The following is a 16,604-nucleotide window of genomic DNA, read 5'->3' as shown; positions in this document are numbered from 1 at the left end:
AAGGGCCACCGAGGTGGCCCTTCTGTCATTGTGCGCCCGGCTCGTTTGCCGTGATCGCGACCCCACGGCGCGACATCAGGCTGTAGTAGAGCAGCGGGATCACCACCAGAGTGAGCAAAGTAGAGACCAGGATCCCGAAAATCAGGCTGATGGCCAGCCCGTTGAAGATGGGATCATCGAGGATAAACAGGGCTCCAATCATGGCGGCCAGCGCCGTCAGCATGATGGGTTTGGCCCGCACCTGCGCCGCCGCAATCACCGCCTGCTCGAACGCCACGCCACTCGCCCGCTGCTGTTCGATAAAGTCCACCAGCAGGATGCTGTTGCGCACTATGATGCCGGCCAGCGCGATCATCCCGATCATCGAGGTAGCGGTAAACTGGGCCCCCAGCAGGGCGTGGCCCGGCATCACCCCGATGAGGGTGAGCGGAATGGGGGCCATGATGATGAGCGGCACCAGATAGGAGCGAAACTGGGCCACCACCAGCAGGTAGATGAGGATCATCCCCACCCCGTAGGCTAGCCCCATGTCGCGGAAGGTCTCGTAGGTGATCTTCCACTCCCCGTCCCACAACAGCGCCACCTCCCCCAGCTTGTCGGGCTGCCGCACGTAATATTGGGGCAGGTCGATATCGGCACCGGCGGCAAACATGCCGTAGAGCGGGCTGTCGGTATGGCCGCCCATGTCGGCCACCACCATCACCATGGGCTGCATGTTCTTGTGCATGATATACCCGGGGGCCAGCTCATCGCGGCGACTCACCAGCTCGGAGACCCGCACCAGCTGGCCGCTCTGGCTGCGCACCTTGAGGGCCAGTACGCCCGCCAGATCCCGTTTGTCACCTGGAGCGAGCTCGATGCGGATCGGCACCGGATACTTGGCGCCATGCCCCTGCAGCCAGCTGGCATCCTGATAACCCACCCCGCCATTGAGGGTGTTCACCAGCTCCCCGAGATCGACCCCGAGCAGGGCCGCCTTGCTGCGGTCCACCACCAGCCGCCACTTGGGCTGCGGGTCGGTCAGATAGATATCCACGTCCACCAGATCCGGCGTGGCCACAAAACGGGCCTGTACGGCGCGCGCCGCCGCTTCGCGGGCAGCCTGAGTCGGGCCATAGATCTCGGCAACGATGGGTGACCAGACCGGCGGGCCGGGCGGCACCTCAACGACTTTCAGGTTGCCACCCACCGCACTGGCGATGGCCTGTAGCGGTGCCCGCACCGATTGGGCGATCTGGTGACTGCTGCGATGGCGCTCATGCTTGTCCACCAGGTTGACCTGAATATCCCCCACGTTGGCACCGCTGCGGATAAAATAGTGACGCACCAGCCCGTTGAAATTGATGGGGGCTGCGGTACCGGCGTAGATCTGGTAATCCTTTACTTCCTCCACCTTGGCAAGCTCCCGCCCGACCGCCAGCAAAGTGCGCTCGGTCTGCTCCAAGGTCGCCCCCTCCGGCATATCGAGCACCAGCTGGAATTCCGACTTGTTGTCAAAGGGAAGCATCTTGAGCACCACCCACTGCACCATGGGCATGGCGGCGGCTCCCGCCACCAACAGCAGGATGGCCAGCCAGAGCTTGTGTCTCGCTCTCCTGGCGCCAGCGCCAATCAGGAAAGGGGTCATCAACCGCTGGAAGAGGCCGGCCTTGGCCTCGCCGTCGGTACCGTGCACCGAATCCTTGAGCAAATGGCTCGCCAGCCAGGGTGAGAAGATAAAGGCCACCAGCAGGGAGATGAGCATCCCCATGCTGGCATTGATGGGAATGGGGCTCATGTAAGGGCCCATCAGCCCGCTGACAAAGGCCATCGGCAGCAGGGCCGCAATGACTGTCAGGGTCGCCAGTATGGTCGGCCCCCCCACCTCGTCCACCGCCCCCGGTATCAGATCCTTGAGCGCCCCCTTGCCCAAACCGCGATGGCGGTGGATGTTCTCCACCACCACAATGGCGTCATCCACCAGAATGCCGATGGAGAAGATCAGCGCAAACAGCGACACCCGGTTGAGGGTAAAGCCCCAGGCCCAGCTGGCGAAGAGAGTCAGTGCCAGGGTGATGACGATGGCAACGCCAACTACCAGCGCCTCGCGCCAACCCATGCTCACCAGTACCAGCAGCACCACCGCCGTGGTGGCAAAAATCAGCTTGCCGATGAGGGTGTTGGATTTGGTCTCGGCGGTGACGCCGTAGTCTCGAGTCACCGTCACCTCGACCCCGGCAGGGATAAGCCGATTCTTGAGACTCTCCACCCGCGCCTCCACCCGCTTGGCCACCTCGACCGCGTTCTGGCCCGGCTGCTTGCCGATGGCCAGGGTCACCGCCGGATAACTGGCTTGCCCCTGCCCCATCCAGCTGCGTTTGGTCGGGGTCTCCTGACCCAGAGAGACCTTGGCCACATCCCCCAGATAGACCGGCTTGCCGTCGTGCAGCCCCACCACCAGCTCGCTGGCCTCCTGCTCGCTTTGCAGGAACTGCCCCACCTGCACCTTGATCTCCCGGTTATCTTGCTCGATGGCCTGTGTCGGGCCCACCTGATTGGCGGCCGCAAGGCGCTGGCTCAGCTCGCCCCAGCTGATGCCGTGGGCGCTGAGGGCCACCGGATCCGGCATCACCCGCAACACGGCACTCTGGCTGCCCAGCGTGTAGATATCGCGGGTACCGGGAATGCGCTTGAGCTCGGTCTCCAGCTCATGGGCGACTCGGGTCAGCTCGGGAGCCCCCAGTCGCTTGCTCCCCTCTTTGCTCCATAAGGTGAGACTGACGATGGGGACATCATCGATCCCCCGGGGTTTCACCAGTGGCTGACCGACCCCGCTCCCCTGTGGCAACCAGTCACGGTTGGAGTCGAGCTGGTTGTTGAGATCGACAATAGCCTGCTCGCGGCTCACCCCCACCTTGAACACCACCACCAACAGGGCGCCATCAGGGCGAGAGAAAGAGTAGAGGGTATCAATACCCTTTATCTGGGAGACCACCTGCTCGGCAGGGGTGGTGACGAGAGACTCCACCTCTGCCGGCGTGGCTCCCGGGAAAGGGATATAGACATCGGCGAAGGTGACATCAATCTGCGGCTCCTCCTCCTTGGGGGTCACCAGCACCGCAAACAGACCGAGCAGCAACCCCACCAGCGCCAGCAGCGGGGTGATGGCCGAGCCCTGAAACAGCGCAGCCAGCCGACCGGCAGGCCCCAGCCTCTCCTTGTTGCCGTTCAGCTCGCTACTCATGAGCCACCTCCTGCTGCTGCGCCCAGCCATCGGGGGCCAGCTTGTCACCGGCTTGCAGCCCGGCCAGGATCTCGCACTGCCCCGCCAAGCAATGGCCGACCCGCACCGGCGTCAGGGCCCAGCCAGAGGGTTGCTGCAGATAGACGCCGTTGAACTCCCCTTGCTTCAGCAGAGCGCGATCCGGTACTTGCAGCACCTGACGCTCACCCTGTTTGAGCTGCACCTTGAGCCACATGCCGGGCAATACCCCGGTGGTTTGCGGCGGCAAGTCGAGGCGCAACCTGAAGGCGTGGCTCTGGCTGTCGGCATAGTTGAAGCGGGTCAATTTGACCGGGGCAACGGCCCTGCCATCGGGCAGCAGCACCTGCACATCCGCAGGCTCACGAGCTAGCGTCAGGGCGGATTGGGGCAACTCCACTTCTACTCGCAAGGTGTCGAGGGAGAAGCCGGAGAGCAACGGGGTACTGGGGGCGACAGTCTCCCCCAGCTCCACCAACCGCTTGGTCACCACCCCGGCGTAGGGAGCCAGAATGCGGGTATAGCCGTAGGCCTCGCGGGCCTGAGTGAGAGCCGCATCGGCCGCATTGACCTCGGCGCGGGCAGCGCGATCAGTCGCCTGGGCATTGTCGAGCTGGGCGCGGGTGATCACTCCCTTGGCGATAAGTGCCTGAAAGCGGGCAAGCTGGCGCTCTGCCTCCACCTGCTGGGCCTTGGCTCTGGCCAACCGCGCCTCGGCACCCGTGACGGCGGCAAACTGCTCCTTGCCGCTGATCTCGAGCAGCGGCTGTCCCGCCTGCACCTGATCGTTCACATCCACCAGCATACGGGAGACCCGGCCGCTGGTCTGGGCCGCCACCGTTCCCTGATGGATGGCACTGACGGTGCCATCCAGCGTCAGCCAGTCGGTCACCTGATGGGGAACCAGAGTCAGGGTGGCATCACCATTCGCCTCGGCAGACCATGTCATCGGAGAGACAAGAGCGGAGGTCACGGCCAGCATGGCGGCCCCCAACAAGCGGATCTGTTCCATGATATTCCTCCTTTCCCGACATCAGGGGCAATCCATTCAGGCAGAGCGGGGGTGGCAGCGCTTCTCCCGCACCTTCACCAAGACCCGATCAACAAGCAAAATCCCGGCCACCATGGCCGCGATAAACAACAGTATCATGGGCTGGCCACTGGAAATGAGACTCAAGGCAGGCCCCGGGCAGATACCCACCAATCCCCAGCCGATGCCAAACAGCGCAGCACCACCAACCAGATTGCGATCCAGCTTTGGGGCAGGTACGGCCGCGATGGGCTCGCCCAACACACTCTGACGACGAGGTTTCACCAGCAGAAAGTAACCCGGCATAAAGACCAGCAGGGCGCCCCCCATCACGAAGGCGAGGCTGGGATCCCAAGCCCCGGCCAGATCGAGAAAACCGGTGACCCGGGCGGGATCCACCATGCCGGAGATGGCCATCCCCAGTCCAAACAGCAGGCCCGCAAACAAACTTGTCAGCAATTTCATGGCGATCAGTCCTTTACAGCAGATGATGAGTGACGAAGACGGTGATAAAGCCAACCGCCATAAAGGTCAGGGTGGCGACGATGGAACGCAGGGAGAGCCGCCCCATGCCGCAGATGCCGTGGCCACTGGTGCAGCCATTGCCGACACGGGTACCGATGCCAACCAGCAGACCGGCCAGCAGCACAACGGGCCAGCCGGGCAAGGTGGTGAATGCAGGCATACTGGCCCAACCCAGAGTCAGAGCCAACCAGGCGCCCGCCCCCAGCCCCAGCAGAAACAGCACCCGCCAGGGCGCACGGTGTTGCAGCGCACCGGCCAGAATGCCGCTGATCCCGGCAACCCGGCCGTTGAACAACATCAGGATCAGGGCTGACAGCCCCGCCAGCATGCCGCCGCCCAAAGAGAGCAGCCATTGGCTTTCCATCATCAAGATTCCTTATTTTCTGAGTGACAAAAATGGGTTTGCAGCGCCCCCAGCACATCGGCGGCCGCCTCGCTCACCAGCGAGTAGTAGATCTGCTGGGAGACCTTGCGCGAACGGATCAGGCCGTAGCGCTTCAATACCGAAAGTTGCTGGGAGAAGGCCGACTGCCCCAACTGGCTGTGGGCCAGCAGCTCCCCGACCCCCTTCTCCCCCTCCACCAGCTGGCAGAGCACCATCAGGCGTTCAGGGTGAGCCAACGCCTTGAGCAGGGAGGCGGCGGCTGTCGCATGTCTGTTCATCTCGTCGAATTGGCTCATAGAAGTAAATTAGCAATTGCTGATATTTGTTCTATTGTATAAAACAACACTAAATTAGCAATATCTAAAACAGATAGGGAGAAAGGCTATGACAGTAGATAACGGAGTCAGAATCGTCGCGGGTTGCATGTTGCTGCTCTCTTTGATCCTTACCACCTGGGTTCATCCGGGTTTTGTCTGGTTGAGCGCCTTTGTCGGGGTCAACCTGATCCAGAGCGCCTTCACCGGTTTCTGCCCGGCAGCGATGATCCTCAAAAGGATGGGATTGAAATAACCGGGTCGGATGACCCTGCTCACATGAGCGTGTAATAAACGCAGGAGGCTGAACATGGCAACGGTAATCGTCATAGGCGCGGGTCTGGGGGGCATGTCCGCCGCCTACGAACTCAAGGCCGAACTGGGCAAGCAGCATGAGGTGATCCTCATCAACGACAAGCCGGACTTTGAATTCACCCCATCCAATCCGTGGATTGCCGTCCAGTGGCGGGAGCGCAAGGAGACCTCGATCCCCATCGAACCCCATGTGAAGAAAAAGGGAATCCACTTTATTCATGCGGCCTTGACAGGATTGCAACCTGGCGAACAGCAGATTGCCCTCTCCGATGGCCAGACCCTGAGTTACGACTTTCTGGTGCTCTGCACCGGCCCGGCGCTCGCCTTTGACGAGGTAGCGGGGGCTGGCCCCGAATCCGGTGGCACCACCAGCGTCTGCACCCTCTCCCACGCCGAAGAGTGCCGTCACAGCGTCAGCTCACTGGTCGATGAGCCCGGCTCGGTGATTGTCGGCGCCATGCCGGGGGCCTCCTGCTTTGGCCCGGCCTACGAGTACGCCTTCATCCTCGATCGCCACCTGCGCGACAAAAAGGTGAGAAAAAATGTGCCCATGACCTTTGTCACCAGCGAGCCCTACATCGGCCATCTGGGTCTGAACGGCGTAGGCGACTCCAAGGGAATGCTGGAGAGCGAATTGCGGATGCGCGATGTGCAGTGGATCTGCAATGCCCGCACCGTGGCAGCAAAGGATGGCAAGATGACGGTGGAGGAGCTGGACGATGAGGGCAACATCAAGCGCACCCACACTCTGCCCTACAAACACGCCATGATGCTGCCCGCCTTTGTCGGCATTGCGCCGCTGCGAGGCATCGAGGGGCTGGTCAATCCCCGCGGTTTTGTCATCGTCGACGAACACCAGCGCAATCCCGCCTTCCCGCAGATTTACGCCGCCGGGGTCTGCATCGCCATCCCGCCCCAGCATAAAACCCCGGTGCCAACCGGCGTACCCAAGACTGGCTACATGATTGAGGCGATGGTTCGCACCCTTAGCCACAACATCAAGGCGGAGCTCAGTGGCCAGCCGCCGGTGACCAAGGCGGTGTGGAATGCCATCTGTCTGGCGGACATGGGGGACACCGGCGCCGCCTTCGTCGCAATGCCGCAGATCCCGCCGCGCAACGTCGCCTGGTTCAAGAAAGGGAAGTGGGTCCATCTGGCCAAGATCGCCTTCGAGAAATACTTCCTGCACAAAATGCAGGTGGGCGATACCGAGCCCATCTATGAAAAACTGATGCTCAAATACCTTGGCATCGACAAGACGGAGTAAGCCGCAAAGGGCGGCCCTGCCAACCTCGCAGGGCCGTCAAGCGGTCGCGGCGAAGTGAGAGCTCAAATTTGTTTCAGGATGTTTCCGCCACTGGCTCGGGGTTTACCCTCTGCGTCAGCTCGGCTATCATTCGAGCCTCTTATCAATAGCGGAGACCATCAGTGGGCAACTCATCAAGTGACAGTTGTAGACCGGCCCTGTCAGCCGGTACCAAGGTCGCGAGCTAGCCGCAGGTCTTTCTCTGCCGCATGCTCGCAGCCCTGCGAGAAGCGGAAATCCACTCCCCTCTTCTCTTTTTACACTTGACGTCTGGCGACCATTGGCCAAAAGCCGTGGCCGTCATGCCTGCATAGTTTCTGCTTCCCACAAGGAGGCTGCTATGCGTTTTGTATCAACCAAGTCCGTTGCCAACCCGATGATGGCAACACAGGCTCATCCCCTGCTGAGCAAGCTGGGTCGTGGCTGGCTGCCACTCTGGCTGCGCGGCAAACAGCGCCAGCACCACTACCGGCTGCAGATCCGCTGCGAGGATCGCGCCGATATGGAGCAGGTGCTGGAGATGGTGAACCACACGCTGCAACCCGCCGGCCTGCAGCCCATGCAGTCGATGCGGCCGGGACGCAGCGGTGGCCGGGAGCTGGTGCTCAATGTGCACTGCACACCGCCCCAGCGCCGCTATCTGGTGCAGTTTGTCCATCAGGTGGGCGTTGCACATCCGGTGCGCTGGGAGTTGCGGCCACGCAGTGATGGCAATCCCCAGCTCAACTGAGCCAACCCGTTAACCTCGGGGCTTGCCAGCCCCGTTCAATCCGAGTGAAAAAGTGCCTGCTTCTCCGTGCAAACGGGAGAGGCAGGCCCATTTGACGTGCGTGCTCATCCCCTTTGTGATGGCCTTCACCACGCGCGTCTACTCATCTGCCCGGGTTATATCTGACAGCCCGCTCATCCCGAAGGCCATCGGCAACCAAGAAGGAACAGGCCATGAAAATGTGGCAACAACTTGATCTGATCTCCCTGATCGATACCCTCGCCAGCCTGCTGCTGGCCTTCGTGCTGGGGGCGCTGGTCGGGCTGGAGCGTCAGTACCGCCAGCGTACCGCCGGCCTGCGTACCAACGTGCTGGTCGCCGTGGGTGCCGCGCTGTTTGTCAATCTGGCCCAGCGTATCTATGACCTCCATGGCGGCAGCTACAGCGTGGTCCACGTAGTGGCTTATATCGTCTCCGGTATCGGCTTTCTCGGCGCCGGTGTCATCATGCGCGAGTCGGGCAATATCCGCGGCATCAACACCGCCGCCACCCTGTGGGGGGTGGCCGCCGTCGGTGCCGCCTGTGGTGCCGGGCTCGCCATCGAGGCGATTCTGGGCGCCCTGTTCGTGCTCGCCGCCAATACCCTGCTGCGGCCGCTGGTCAATCAGATCAACCGGCGTCCGGTGGACAATCTCGACACCGAGGTGACCTACAAGGTGACGGCGCTCACTCCGCGCGAGCACCAGAAAGAGGTGCTGCACTGGCTCGAAGAGATGCTGGAGCAGGCCAACTACCCCCTGAGCGAGCTCGATATCGAGCCCTTTGGCGAACGGGATCTGGAGATCTCGGCGGTGCTGCTCGCCACCTCTATCGATGGCGACGAGCTCGATGCCCTGATGGGCAAACTGGGTATTCACCCGCATATCAAACAGGTCTTCTGGCGCGCCAGCACCACGGATTGACCGAAAAAGGCCAAAAAAAGAGCCGGCACAAGGCCGGCTCTGTTTATTCGGGTCGCTGAAATCAGCTGGTCAGATCGTCGAAGAAGCGTTTCACCCCTTCGAAGAAGCCTTCCGATTTCGGCTTGTGGGTCTTGGCAGCAGCACCGCTGAACGACTCGTCCAGCTGGCGCAGCAGCTCTTTCTGCTGCTCGGTGAGGTTGACCGGAGTCTCGATCACCACCTTGCACATCAGATCTCCCACCTGGCCGGAGCGCACTGACTTCACGCCCTTGCCACGCATGCGGAACATCTTGCCGGTCTGGGTCTCCGGAGTGACCTTGAGCTTGACCCGGCCATCCAGGGTCGGTACTTCGATCTCGCCGCCCAAAGCTGCAGCGGTGAAGCTGATGGGCACTTCGCAATAGAGGTTGTTGCCGTCACGCACGAAGATCTCGTGCTCTTTGACGTGTACCTGTACGTAGAGATCCCCTGCCGGAGCCCCCGCTTCACCCGCTTCCCCTTCACCGGAGAGACGGATGCGATCGCCGGTATCAACACCTGCCGGGATCTTGACCGACAGGGTCTTGGTGCGCTGGTAGCGACCTTCACCGTGGCACTTGCGGCACGGATCCTTGATGATCTTGCCGCGACCGTGACAGTGCGGGCACGCCTGCTGCACCGCGAAGAAGCCCTGACGCATCTGCACCTGACCGGAGCCGTGGCAGGTCGGGCAGGTCTGGGCGCTGCTGCCGGTATGGGCACCGGAGCCGTTACAGACTTCACAGTGAACCAGGGTCGGCACCTTGATCTCCTTGGAGACCCCGCGTACCGCCTCTTCCAGCGTCAGCTCCATGGTGTAGCGCAGGTCGGAACCACGAGCCGGGCCACGACGACCACCGCCACGGCTGCCACCGAAGATGTCACCGAACACATCGCCAAAGATGTCGCCAAAGTCGGCACCACCGCCGAAACCACCGTGGCCACCGCCACCCTGGCTCGGGTCGACACCGGCATGACCATACTGGTCATAACGGGCGCGCAGGTTGGCATCGGTCAGGATCTCGTAGGCTTCCTTGACCTCTTTGAACTTCTCTTCGGCACCGGCATCGCCCTGATTACGGTCAGGGTGATACTTCATGGCCAGACGCTTGTACGCCTTCTTGATCTCGCGCTCGTCGGCATCTTTCGATACCCCCAGCACCTCGTAGAAATCGCGCTTCGACATACTCATCCTGTGGTTACGCAGACGGGCGTTGGTCACCCAACGCCCGTGAATTCATAAACTAAACCGATGGGCGAAGCCTGCTTCGCCCATCTGGGTCGGGCTTACTTCTTGTCGTCTTTCACTTCTTCGAACTCGGCGTCGACTACGTCGTCGTCAGCCTTGGCAGAAGAGGAGGACTGACCGGCGTCAGCACCGGCGGCACCTTGTGCCTGAGCCTGCTGCTGGGCAATCTCCATCAGCTTCTGGGACGCTTCCAGCAGAGCCTGCTGTTTGGCCTCGATGGCAGCCTTATCGTCACCCTTGATGGCGGTTTCCAGCTCGCTCAGAGCGGCTTCGATCTTGGTCTTGTCGTCGGCAGGCAGGGCTTCACCGGCTTCGGTGATCTGCTTGCGTACGGAGTGGACCAGACCATCAGCCTGGTTGCGGGCATGCACCAGCTCTTCGAACTTCTTGTCCTCGGCCGCGTTGGCTTCGGCTTCGCGTACCATGCGCTCGATCTCGTCATCAGACAGACCAGAGGAAGCCTGGATGGTGATCTTCTGCTCTTTGTTGGTCTCTTTGTCTTTCGCAGAGACGTGCAGGATACCGTTGGCATCGATGTCGAAGGTCACTTCGATCTGCGGCAGACCACGCGGAGCCGGACGGATGCCTTCCAGGTTGAACTGGCCCAGAGACTTGTTGTCGCTGGCGCGCTTGCGCTCACCCTGCAGCACGTGAATGGTCACGGCAGACTGGTTGTCTTCGGCAGTGGAGAACACCTGGGACTTCTTGGTCGGGATGGTGGTGTTCTTCTCGATCAGCGCAGTCATCACGCTGCCCATGGTTTCGATACCCAGAGAGAGCGGGGTAACGTCCAGCAGCAGTACGTCGGTCTTGTCACCGGACAGTACGGCACCCTGGATGGCAGCACCCATGGCCACGGCTTCGTCCGGGTTGACGTCTTTACGCGGCTCTTTGCCAAAGAACTCGGCAACGGTCTTCTGAACCAGCGGCATACGGGTCTGACCACCCACCAGAATCACGTCGTCGATCTCGCCAACTGCCAGACCGGAGTCTTTCAGGGCGACACGAACCGGCTCCAGAGAATCTTTCACCATGTCTTCTACCAGGGATTCCAGCTTGGCGCGGGTCACCTTGATGTTCATGTGCTTCGGACCAGTGGCATCGGCAGTGATGTACGGCAGGTTGACGTCGGTCTGCTGGGCAGAAGAGAGCTCGATCTTGGCTTTCTCGGCGGCATCTTTCAGACGCTGCAGAGCCAGCTGGTCGTTGCGCAGGTCGATGCCCTGCTCACGCTTGAACTCGTCTACCAGATAGTTGATGACGCGGTTGTCGAAGTCTTCACCACCCAGGTGGGTGTTACCGTTGGTCGCCAGTACTTCGAAGGTGGTTTCGCCTTCAACTTCGTCGATCTCGATGATGGAGATATCGAAAGTACCGCCACCCAGGTCATATACGGCAACCTTGCGCTCGCCCTTGACCTTGTTCACGCCGTAAGCGAAAGCAGCTGCGGTCGGTTCGTTGATGATGCGTTTAACATCCAGACCGGCGATGCGACCGGCATCCTTGGTAGCCTGACGCTGGGCGTCGTTGAAGTAGGCCGGAACAGTGATAACTGCTTCGGTTACCGGCTCGCCCAGGTAGTCTTCGGCGGTCTTTTTCATCTTTTTCAGCACTTCGGCAGAGATCTGCGGCGGTGCCATTTTCTTGCCCTTCACCTCAACCCAGGCGTCACCGTTGTCGGCCTTGGCGATGGCGTACGGCATGATTTTCAGGTCACGCTGTACTTCGTCATCTTCAAAACGACGGCCGATCAGACGCTTGATGGCGAACAGGGTGTTTTTCGGGTTGGTGATGGCCTGACGCTTGGCCGGCTGACCAACCAGGATCTCGCCATCATCGGCATAGGCAATGATGGACGGAGTAGTACGATCGCCTTCTGCGTTCTCGATCACGCGAGCAGTGTCGCCGTCCAGAATGGCAACGCAGGAGTTGGTAGTACCCAGGTCAATACCGATGATTTTACCCATTTGAGAAATCTCCAAATACTTTGAATAAACTGGCGAGGAACTCGCCTTAATGCGTTAACGGCTAGGTGGGGCCTGCCAATCTGGCTTTCAAGCTCCCGGCATCAAAATTTTTGTGCCGCCGTGGCCTTGCATCCTATATGGGGTCGCAAGCGGCCACTTCAAGCCCTGCCCCGCAAAAACCCTACCTTTTGTCGTGATCAGTCCATGACAGACCAGACAGATAAACAAAAAGCCCGCCAAGCGGCGGGCCTGGGCATCAAGTGCCGACTCAGTCGGCGGCCTTGGATACCATGACCATGGCCGGACGGATCACCCGACCGTTCAGCTCATAGCCTTTCTGCATCACTGCGATGACGGTGTTCGGCGCGACATCGGCACTCGGCACCATGCTCATCGCCTGATGAGCATTGGGGTCAAACGGCTGGTTGGTCGGATCCAGCGCAACCAGACCGAACTTGGCCACACCGCTCTGCATGGATTTGAGGGTCAGCTCGACACCTTCCACCATCGGCTTGAGGGCGTCGTTCTCCTTGTCGGCGAGCTCGATGGCGCGCTCCAGGTTGTCCAGTACCGGCAGCAGCTCGGCAGCGAACTTCTCCAGCGCGAACTTGTGCGCCTTCTCCACGTCCAGCTCGGTACGACGACGCAGATTCTCCATTTCGGCAGCGGTACGCAGGGCGCGTTCGCGCTCTTCCGCCGCCTTCTGGATGGCGGTCTCCAGCTGCTCTTCCAGTTCGGCGATACGGGCCTGCTCGGCTGTCACTTCACTGTCTACATCGGTCGGCTCGATTGGCTGGGCTTCAACTTGCTCCATCGCTTCAACCTTTTGCTCTTCGTGGTTCATGACATCTCCAGATTCCGGGGTTACTTACGAGGGCCTTGACGTCTGGCTGAGCGACCAGTGACATCAGACCGACTATGTTGGCGCTATTATGGGGATGGATCCCTGTCTTTCAAGGGGAAAAAGGGCAATCCGGGTCACGCAAACAGGACTATTGGCACTTTCCTTGCTGCATCTCTGGCAATCCAGCTCAGCTTTTAACCAGCAGCGTCAAGGAGATAGCCCTCCCACCTCTGCAAGGGAAGCGCGCGGGAGGACGTCACAAGCGTGACAAACCGCTGTATACTGCCCCCAATACTCACCCAGACCCGACAGACTATGGATTCTCCGTTCAAAACCATCGCCCTGATTGGCAAACCCCACCATGAGGGGGCCAACCAGACGCTGACCGGCCTGCATCAATACCTGACCTCACGCGGTTTCCGGGTACTGGTGGAGAGCCGGGTTGCCCAGACCCTGAGCATCCTCGATGAAAACGTCATGGATCTGGTTCAGCTCGGCCAACAGGCTGATCTGGCCATCGTGGTCGGCGGTGACGGCAACATGCTGGGGGCGGCGCGGGTACTGTCGCGTTTCGATGTGGCGGTGATCGGGGTCAACCGGGGCAACCTTGGCTTTCTGACCGATCTCTCGCCGCAGGATTACCTGCTGCCGCTAGAGCAGGTGCTCTCCGGCCACTACAAGAGTGAACACCGCTTCCTGCTGGAAGCCTCGGTCTATCGCCACGGCGAGCGCAAATCGAGCAATCTGGCGGTCAACGAGGCGGTACTGCACCCGGGCAAGATCGCCCACATGATCGAGTTCGAGGTCTATATCGATGGCAGCTTTATGTATAGCCAGCGCTCGGACGGCATCATAGTGGCCACTCCGACCGGCTCAACCGCCTACTCCCTGTCGGCAGGTGGCGCCATCCTCACCCCCAAGCTCAACGCCATCACGCTGGTGCCCATGTTCCCGCATACCCTGAGCAGTCGCCCCATCGTGCTCGATGCCGACAGCGAAGTGCGGCTGCTGGTCTCGCCGGACAATCAGGATGATGCCATGCAGGTCAGCTGTGACGGTCAGGTGACCCTGGCGGTCCACCCGGGGGACGAGATCCTCATCAAGAAGAGCCACCATCAGCTTCATCTGGTGCATCCGCTCGACTACAGCTACTTCCACGTGCTGCGCAACAAGCTTGGCTGGGGCAGCAAGCTGTTTTAAGCTGCCGGATCAGGCTGCGCAGCAGTGCTCTGACTGAGTGCCACCTCGCTGCGAAGCCAGTCGCTGAAGGCGCGAAAACGCGGCCGCTCGCGGTTCTCCCGCGGCGAGATCAACTCGTAGTTGCGCCCGGCCGCCACCGCCGGGCCACCAACTGCCACCAGCGAGCCCTGTTCCAGCAAGCTGCGAACCAGCACCTGCCGCCCCATCGCGACCCCCATCCCCCCTTGTGCCGCCTGCAGAGCCATCTGATAGTGATTGAAACCATAGTGGCGCTGTTCATGGGGCAGTGTCATGCCAGCGCCATCACACCAGAGCCGCCACTCCGAGAAGAGTTGCTGCACATCGGTCGATTCAGAGGCATGGATAAAACAGGCCTCCGCCAACCGGGCCGGCTCTCTCAGCAACCCCAGCCGCTCGGCATAGGCGGGGGAGCAGACAGGAACCAGGCGCTCCTCCATCAACAGCTCACGGTGCAGATCACTGCAGCGGGTGGCACCGTAGTAGATGGCCAGATCTACCCGCTCCTCGTTGAAATCCACCGCCCCGGCACGAACCCGCATCATCACATTCAACCCGGGCCAGCGCTGCTGGAAGCGCGGTAATCTGGGTATCAGCCAGTTGAGCCCCAGCGTCGGCGCAACCCCCACATGGAGTGTGCCGCGCAGATCCTGAGCACGGATATCTTCAATCTCCTCATTGATCTGGCGCAGGGAGTGGCTCAGGGTCGCCAGCAGTCGTGCCCCCTCTTCCGTCAATGCGAGCTTACGGGTCAGGCGAATAAAGAGGCGAAACCCCAATAACCCCTCCAGATGGCGAATACGGTGACTGATGGCCCCCTGGGTAAGATTCATCTCCTCGGCAGCGCGGGTGAAGCTGAGGTGGCGGGCCGTGCTCTCGAAGGTGTGCAGCAGGGCAAGAGTGTTCTGTTGAACCAGCATGGATAACCTCATGATGACGCGCGTTGCGGTGCAGGGCATCAGTATGCCATTTCCCCTCATGCATGAAACAGGCTAATCCATGCTACCCCATATTTCGTTTGTCGGCCCGCCCTAGCCTCTCTTTAATAGGGTCAAACCCTATCCCTGCTAATGAGGTGGACAATGAAAAACGGACTCAAGATTGTAGTCATCGGTGCCGGCTCCAGCTACACACCGGAGCTGATCGAGGGGTTAATCCAGCGCCAGCACGAGTTGCCGCTGCGCGAACTCTGGCTGGTCGATATCGACGATGGCCGCGAAAAGATGGAAATCATCGCTGCCCTCACCCGCCGCATGCTGGCCAAAGTCGGACTGGGGGTACGGGTTGAAACAAGGCTGGATCGGGAAGAAGCGCTGCGCGGTGCCGACTACGTCTGCTCCCAGTTTCGCGCCGGGTGCCTGGAAGCCCGCATCAGCGATGAGCGGATCTCGTTGAAATATGGCCTGATAGGGCAAGAGACCAACGGACTGGGCGGCTTTGCCAACGCATGCCGGACCATCCCCATCGCCTTGCAGATCGCCGCCGACATGGAGCGCCTCTGCCCCGATGCCTGGTTGCTCAACTTCACCAATCCGTCAGGCATGGTGACCGAAGCCGTCATGCGCCACAGCAAGATCAAGGCGGTGGGCTTGTGCAACGTGCCGGTGATCATGCAAAAAGGGGTCGCTACCCTGCTGGAGAGCCACGATGAGCAGGAGTTCATCATGCAGGTGGCCGGACTCAACCACTTTATCTTCGTGCGCCAGATCCAGCATCAAGGCAAGAATAAACTCGGCGAAGTGATTGCCCGACTCGCACAAGGACACGATCCACTGGTTCCGCGCAATATTCCCCCCTTTGTCTGGCCCAAGGATTTGCTGACCCATCTGGGCATGATCCCTTGTGCCTATCTGCGTTACTACTACATGAGCGACGATATCCTCAAGCAGGAACTCGGTGAGGCCAGTGGCGAAGGAACCAGGGGCGAAGTGGTCAAGGCCATCGAACAGCAGCTGTTCGATCTCTATCGCAACCCGGATCTCGCAGAGAAACCGAAAGCACTGGAGGGGCGAGGTGGCCAATATTATTCCGAAGCGGCTTGCGAACTGATGAGTGCTATCCACAACGACAAGCGCATCATCATGCACGTCAACACCCGCAACAATGGTGCCATCAACGGCCTGCCGGACGAATGTGCAGTGGAAGTTAGCTCCCTCATCACCAAGTCGGGCCCGCTGCCGCTCAACGTGGCGCCTTTCCCGCAAGATACCCTGCGCCTGCTGCAATTAATGAAGGAGTTCGAACAGCTCACCATCGAGGCAGCCATCACCGGCAACCGCCATACAGCCTGGCGCGCTCTGGTGCTCAACCCCCTCATCACCAGCGGCAGCAAGCTGGAACAGGCTCTGGACGAGGTGATCGCAGCCCATCCGGATCTGATGTCAGTTTTTCACTGACGCTCACCTTGTTGTGCTCCCGCAGGCCACCAATCTGGTGGCCTGCATTCGTTAAAAATGACGGAACCCTCTTTACTGTATATAAGACCAGTATATACTGGATACATACACAGTAATGTTGACCT

General features: G+C 60.6%; 15 protein-coding genes. 6 read left to right on the top strand and 9 right to left on the bottom strand.

What is annotated here, in order from left to right; translation table 11 throughout:
* Window positions 1-25: 25 nt before the first annotated feature.
* Genes NOM67_RS09575 through NOM67_RS09555 form a run of 5 tightly spaced genes read right to left on the bottom strand, consistent with a single transcriptional unit; the run spans window position 26 to window position 5,477 of the window.
* A complete protein-coding gene (locus tag NOM67_RS09575; protein WP_156852172.1) occupies window positions 26-3,223 on the bottom strand; it encodes an efflux RND transporter permease subunit in 3,198 nt (1,065 codons plus the stop codon).
* Window positions 3,216-4,253 (bottom strand): efflux RND transporter periplasmic adaptor subunit, encoded by a 1,038-nt coding sequence (locus tag NOM67_RS09570; protein ID WP_255936370.1) that lies wholly within the window; start codon window positions 4,251-4,253, stop codon window positions 3,216-3,218. The genes NOM67_RS09575 and NOM67_RS09570 overlap by 8 nt, the downstream gene beginning before the upstream one ends.
* Before the next feature lie 36 nt (window positions 4,254-4,289).
* Window positions 4,290-4,736 (bottom strand): YeeE/YedE family protein, encoded by a 447-nt coding sequence (locus NOM67_RS09565; protein ID WP_181268941.1) that lies wholly within the window; start codon window positions 4,734-4,736, stop codon window positions 4,290-4,292.
* Window positions 4,737-4,749: 13 nt separating this feature from the next.
* On the bottom strand, window positions 4,750-5,163 hold the full coding sequence (locus tag NOM67_RS09560) for a YeeE/YedE family protein (RefSeq protein WP_198037927.1): 414 nt from the start codon (window positions 5,161-5,163) through the stop codon (window positions 4,750-4,752).
* Window positions 5,163-5,477: a helix-turn-helix transcriptional regulator gene (locus tag NOM67_RS09555; protein WP_005338008.1), complete on the bottom strand. Its 315-nt coding sequence runs from the start codon at window positions 5,475-5,477 to the stop codon at window positions 5,163-5,165. Before NOM67_RS09555 ends, NOM67_RS09560 begins: the two co-directional genes overlap by 1 nt.
* 88 nt (window positions 5,478-5,565) lie before the next feature.
* Here NOM67_RS09555 and NOM67_RS09550 point away from each other — a divergent pair, with 88 nt between their 5' ends.
* The 4 genes from NOM67_RS09550 to NOM67_RS09535 all read left to right on the top strand — a co-directional run bounded on the left by NOM67_RS09550 (window position 5,566) and on the right by NOM67_RS09535 (window position 8,787).
* Window positions 5,566-5,751, top strand: coding sequence for a DUF2892 domain-containing protein (locus NOM67_RS09550; protein WP_033136592.1), 186 nt, complete (start codon window positions 5,566-5,568; stop codon window positions 5,749-5,751).
* Between the two features lie 54 nt (window positions 5,752-5,805).
* The gene (locus NOM67_RS09545) at window positions 5,806-7,077 is read left to right on the top strand and encodes an NAD(P)/FAD-dependent oxidoreductase (RefSeq protein WP_156852174.1); all 1,272 of its coding nucleotides are present in this window, start codon (window positions 5,806-5,808) and stop codon (window positions 7,075-7,077) included.
* A 379-nt stretch (window positions 7,078-7,456) separates the two neighbouring features.
* Entirely contained in the window at window positions 7,457-7,846 is a 390-nt protein-coding gene (locus NOM67_RS09540) for a hypothetical protein (protein ID WP_042032493.1), read from the top strand.
* A 212-nt stretch (window positions 7,847-8,058) separates the two neighbouring features.
* On the top strand, window positions 8,059-8,787 hold the full coding sequence (locus NOM67_RS09535) for an MgtC/SapB family protein (RefSeq protein WP_033113492.1): 729 nt from the start codon (window positions 8,059-8,061) through the stop codon (window positions 8,785-8,787).
* A 61-nt stretch (window positions 8,788-8,848) separates the two neighbouring features.
* On the opposite strand, the gene dnaJ is transcribed toward NOM67_RS09535, so the two are convergent.
* The 3 genes from dnaJ to grpE form a co-directional block, all read right to left on the bottom strand.
* Window positions 8,849-9,991, bottom strand: coding sequence for a molecular chaperone DnaJ (dnaJ, locus tag NOM67_RS09530; RefSeq protein ID WP_033113491.1), 1,143 nt, complete (start codon window positions 9,989-9,991; stop codon window positions 8,849-8,851).
* A 101-nt stretch (window positions 9,992-10,092) separates the two neighbouring features.
* Window positions 10,093-12,021: a molecular chaperone DnaK gene (gene dnaK, locus NOM67_RS09525; RefSeq protein WP_041208341.1), complete on the bottom strand. Its 1,929-nt coding sequence runs from the start codon at window positions 12,019-12,021 to the stop codon at window positions 10,093-10,095.
* Window positions 12,022-12,289: 268 nt separating this feature from the next.
* A complete protein-coding gene (gene grpE / locus NOM67_RS09520; RefSeq protein WP_198506373.1) occupies window positions 12,290-12,865 on the bottom strand; it encodes a nucleotide exchange factor GrpE in 576 nt (191 codons plus the stop codon).
* Window positions 12,866-13,180: 315 nt separating this feature from the next.
* On the opposite strand from grpE, the gene nadK reads away from it, so the two are divergent.
* Window positions 13,181-14,065: an NAD(+) kinase gene (gene nadK / locus NOM67_RS09515; protein ID WP_041208339.1), complete on the top strand. Its 885-nt coding sequence runs from the start codon at window positions 13,181-13,183 to the stop codon at window positions 14,063-14,065.
* Here the strand turns inward: nadK and NOM67_RS09510 are convergent.
* On the bottom strand, window positions 14,062-15,003 hold the full coding sequence (locus NOM67_RS09510) for a LysR substrate-binding domain-containing protein (RefSeq protein WP_255936352.1): 942 nt from the start codon (window positions 15,001-15,003) through the stop codon (window positions 14,062-14,064). The two genes, nadK and NOM67_RS09510, sit on opposite strands and share 4 nt — an antisense overlap.
* A gap of 162 nt (window positions 15,004-15,165) precedes the next feature.
* Here NOM67_RS09510 and NOM67_RS09505 point away from each other — a divergent pair, with 162 nt between their 5' ends.
* Window positions 15,166-16,479 carry a 6-phospho-beta-glucosidase gene (locus tag NOM67_RS09505; RefSeq protein ID WP_255936350.1) on the top strand — a complete coding sequence of 438 codons (1,314 nt, stop codon included), beginning with the start codon at window positions 15,166-15,168 and terminating at the stop codon, window positions 16,477-16,479.
* Window positions 16,480-16,604 lie beyond the last annotated feature (125 nt).

Source organism: Aeromonas sp. SG16, assembly GCF_024436135.1.
In the GTDB taxonomy this organism is placed as follows: Bacteria; Pseudomonadota; Gammaproteobacteria; order Enterobacterales; family Aeromonadaceae; genus Aeromonas; species Aeromonas jandaei.
The sequence above is the reverse complement of the archived record's forward strand: the minus strand, read 5'-3'. Positions and strand labels throughout refer to the sequence as shown.

What these genes read in the sequence shown, in the direction of transcription:
- nadK (WP_041208339.1), top strand. Translation starts at nt 13,181, where the DNA reads ATGGATTCTCCGTTCAAAACCATCGCCCTGATTGGCAAACCCCACCAT.
- NOM67_RS09560 (WP_198037927.1), bottom strand. Translation starts at nt 5,163, where the DNA reads ATGATGGAAAGCCAATGGCTGCTCTCTTTGGGCGGCGGCATGCTGGCG.
- NOM67_RS09555 (WP_005338008.1), bottom strand. Translation starts at nt 5,477, where the DNA reads ATGAGCCAATTCGACGAGATGAACAGACATGCGACAGCCGCCGCCTCC.
- NOM67_RS09550 (WP_033136592.1), top strand. Translation starts at nt 5,566, where the DNA reads ATGACAGTAGATAACGGAGTCAGAATCGTCGCGGGTTGCATGTTGCTG.
- NOM67_RS09545 (WP_156852174.1), top strand. Translation starts at nt 5,806, where the DNA reads ATGGCAACGGTAATCGTCATAGGCGCGGGTCTGGGGGGCATGTCCGCC.
- NOM67_RS09540 (WP_042032493.1), top strand. Translation starts at nt 7,457, where the DNA reads ATGCGTTTTGTATCAACCAAGTCCGTTGCCAACCCGATGATGGCAACA.
- dnaK (WP_041208341.1), bottom strand. Translation starts at nt 12,021, where the DNA reads ATGGGTAAAATCATCGGTATTGACCTGGGTACTACCAACTCCTGCGTT.
- NOM67_RS09570 (WP_255936370.1), bottom strand. Translation starts at nt 4,253, where the DNA reads ATGGAACAGATCCGCTTGTTGGGGGCCGCCATGCTGGCCGTGACCTCC.
- NOM67_RS09565 (WP_181268941.1), bottom strand. Translation starts at nt 4,736, where the DNA reads ATGAAATTGCTGACAAGTTTGTTTGCGGGCCTGCTGTTTGGACTGGGG.
- grpE (WP_198506373.1), bottom strand. Translation starts at nt 12,865, where the DNA reads ATGAACCACGAAGAGCAAAAGGTTGAAGCGATGGAGCAAGTTGAAGCC.
- NOM67_RS09510 (WP_255936352.1), bottom strand. Translation starts at nt 15,003, where the DNA reads ATGCTGGTTCAACAGAACACTCTTGCCCTGCTGCACACCTTCGAGAGC.
- dnaJ (WP_033113491.1), bottom strand. Translation starts at nt 9,991, where the DNA reads ATGTCGAAGCGCGATTTCTACGAGGTGCTGGGGGTATCGAAAGATGCC.
- NOM67_RS09535 (WP_033113492.1), top strand. Translation starts at nt 8,059, where the DNA reads ATGAAAATGTGGCAACAACTTGATCTGATCTCCCTGATCGATACCCTC.
- NOM67_RS09505 (WP_255936350.1), top strand. Translation starts at nt 15,166, where the DNA reads ATGAAAAACGGACTCAAGATTGTAGTCATCGGTGCCGGCTCCAGCTAC.
- NOM67_RS09575 (WP_156852172.1), bottom strand. Translation starts at nt 3,223, where the DNA reads ATGAGTAGCGAGCTGAACGGCAACAAGGAGAGGCTGGGGCCTGCCGGT.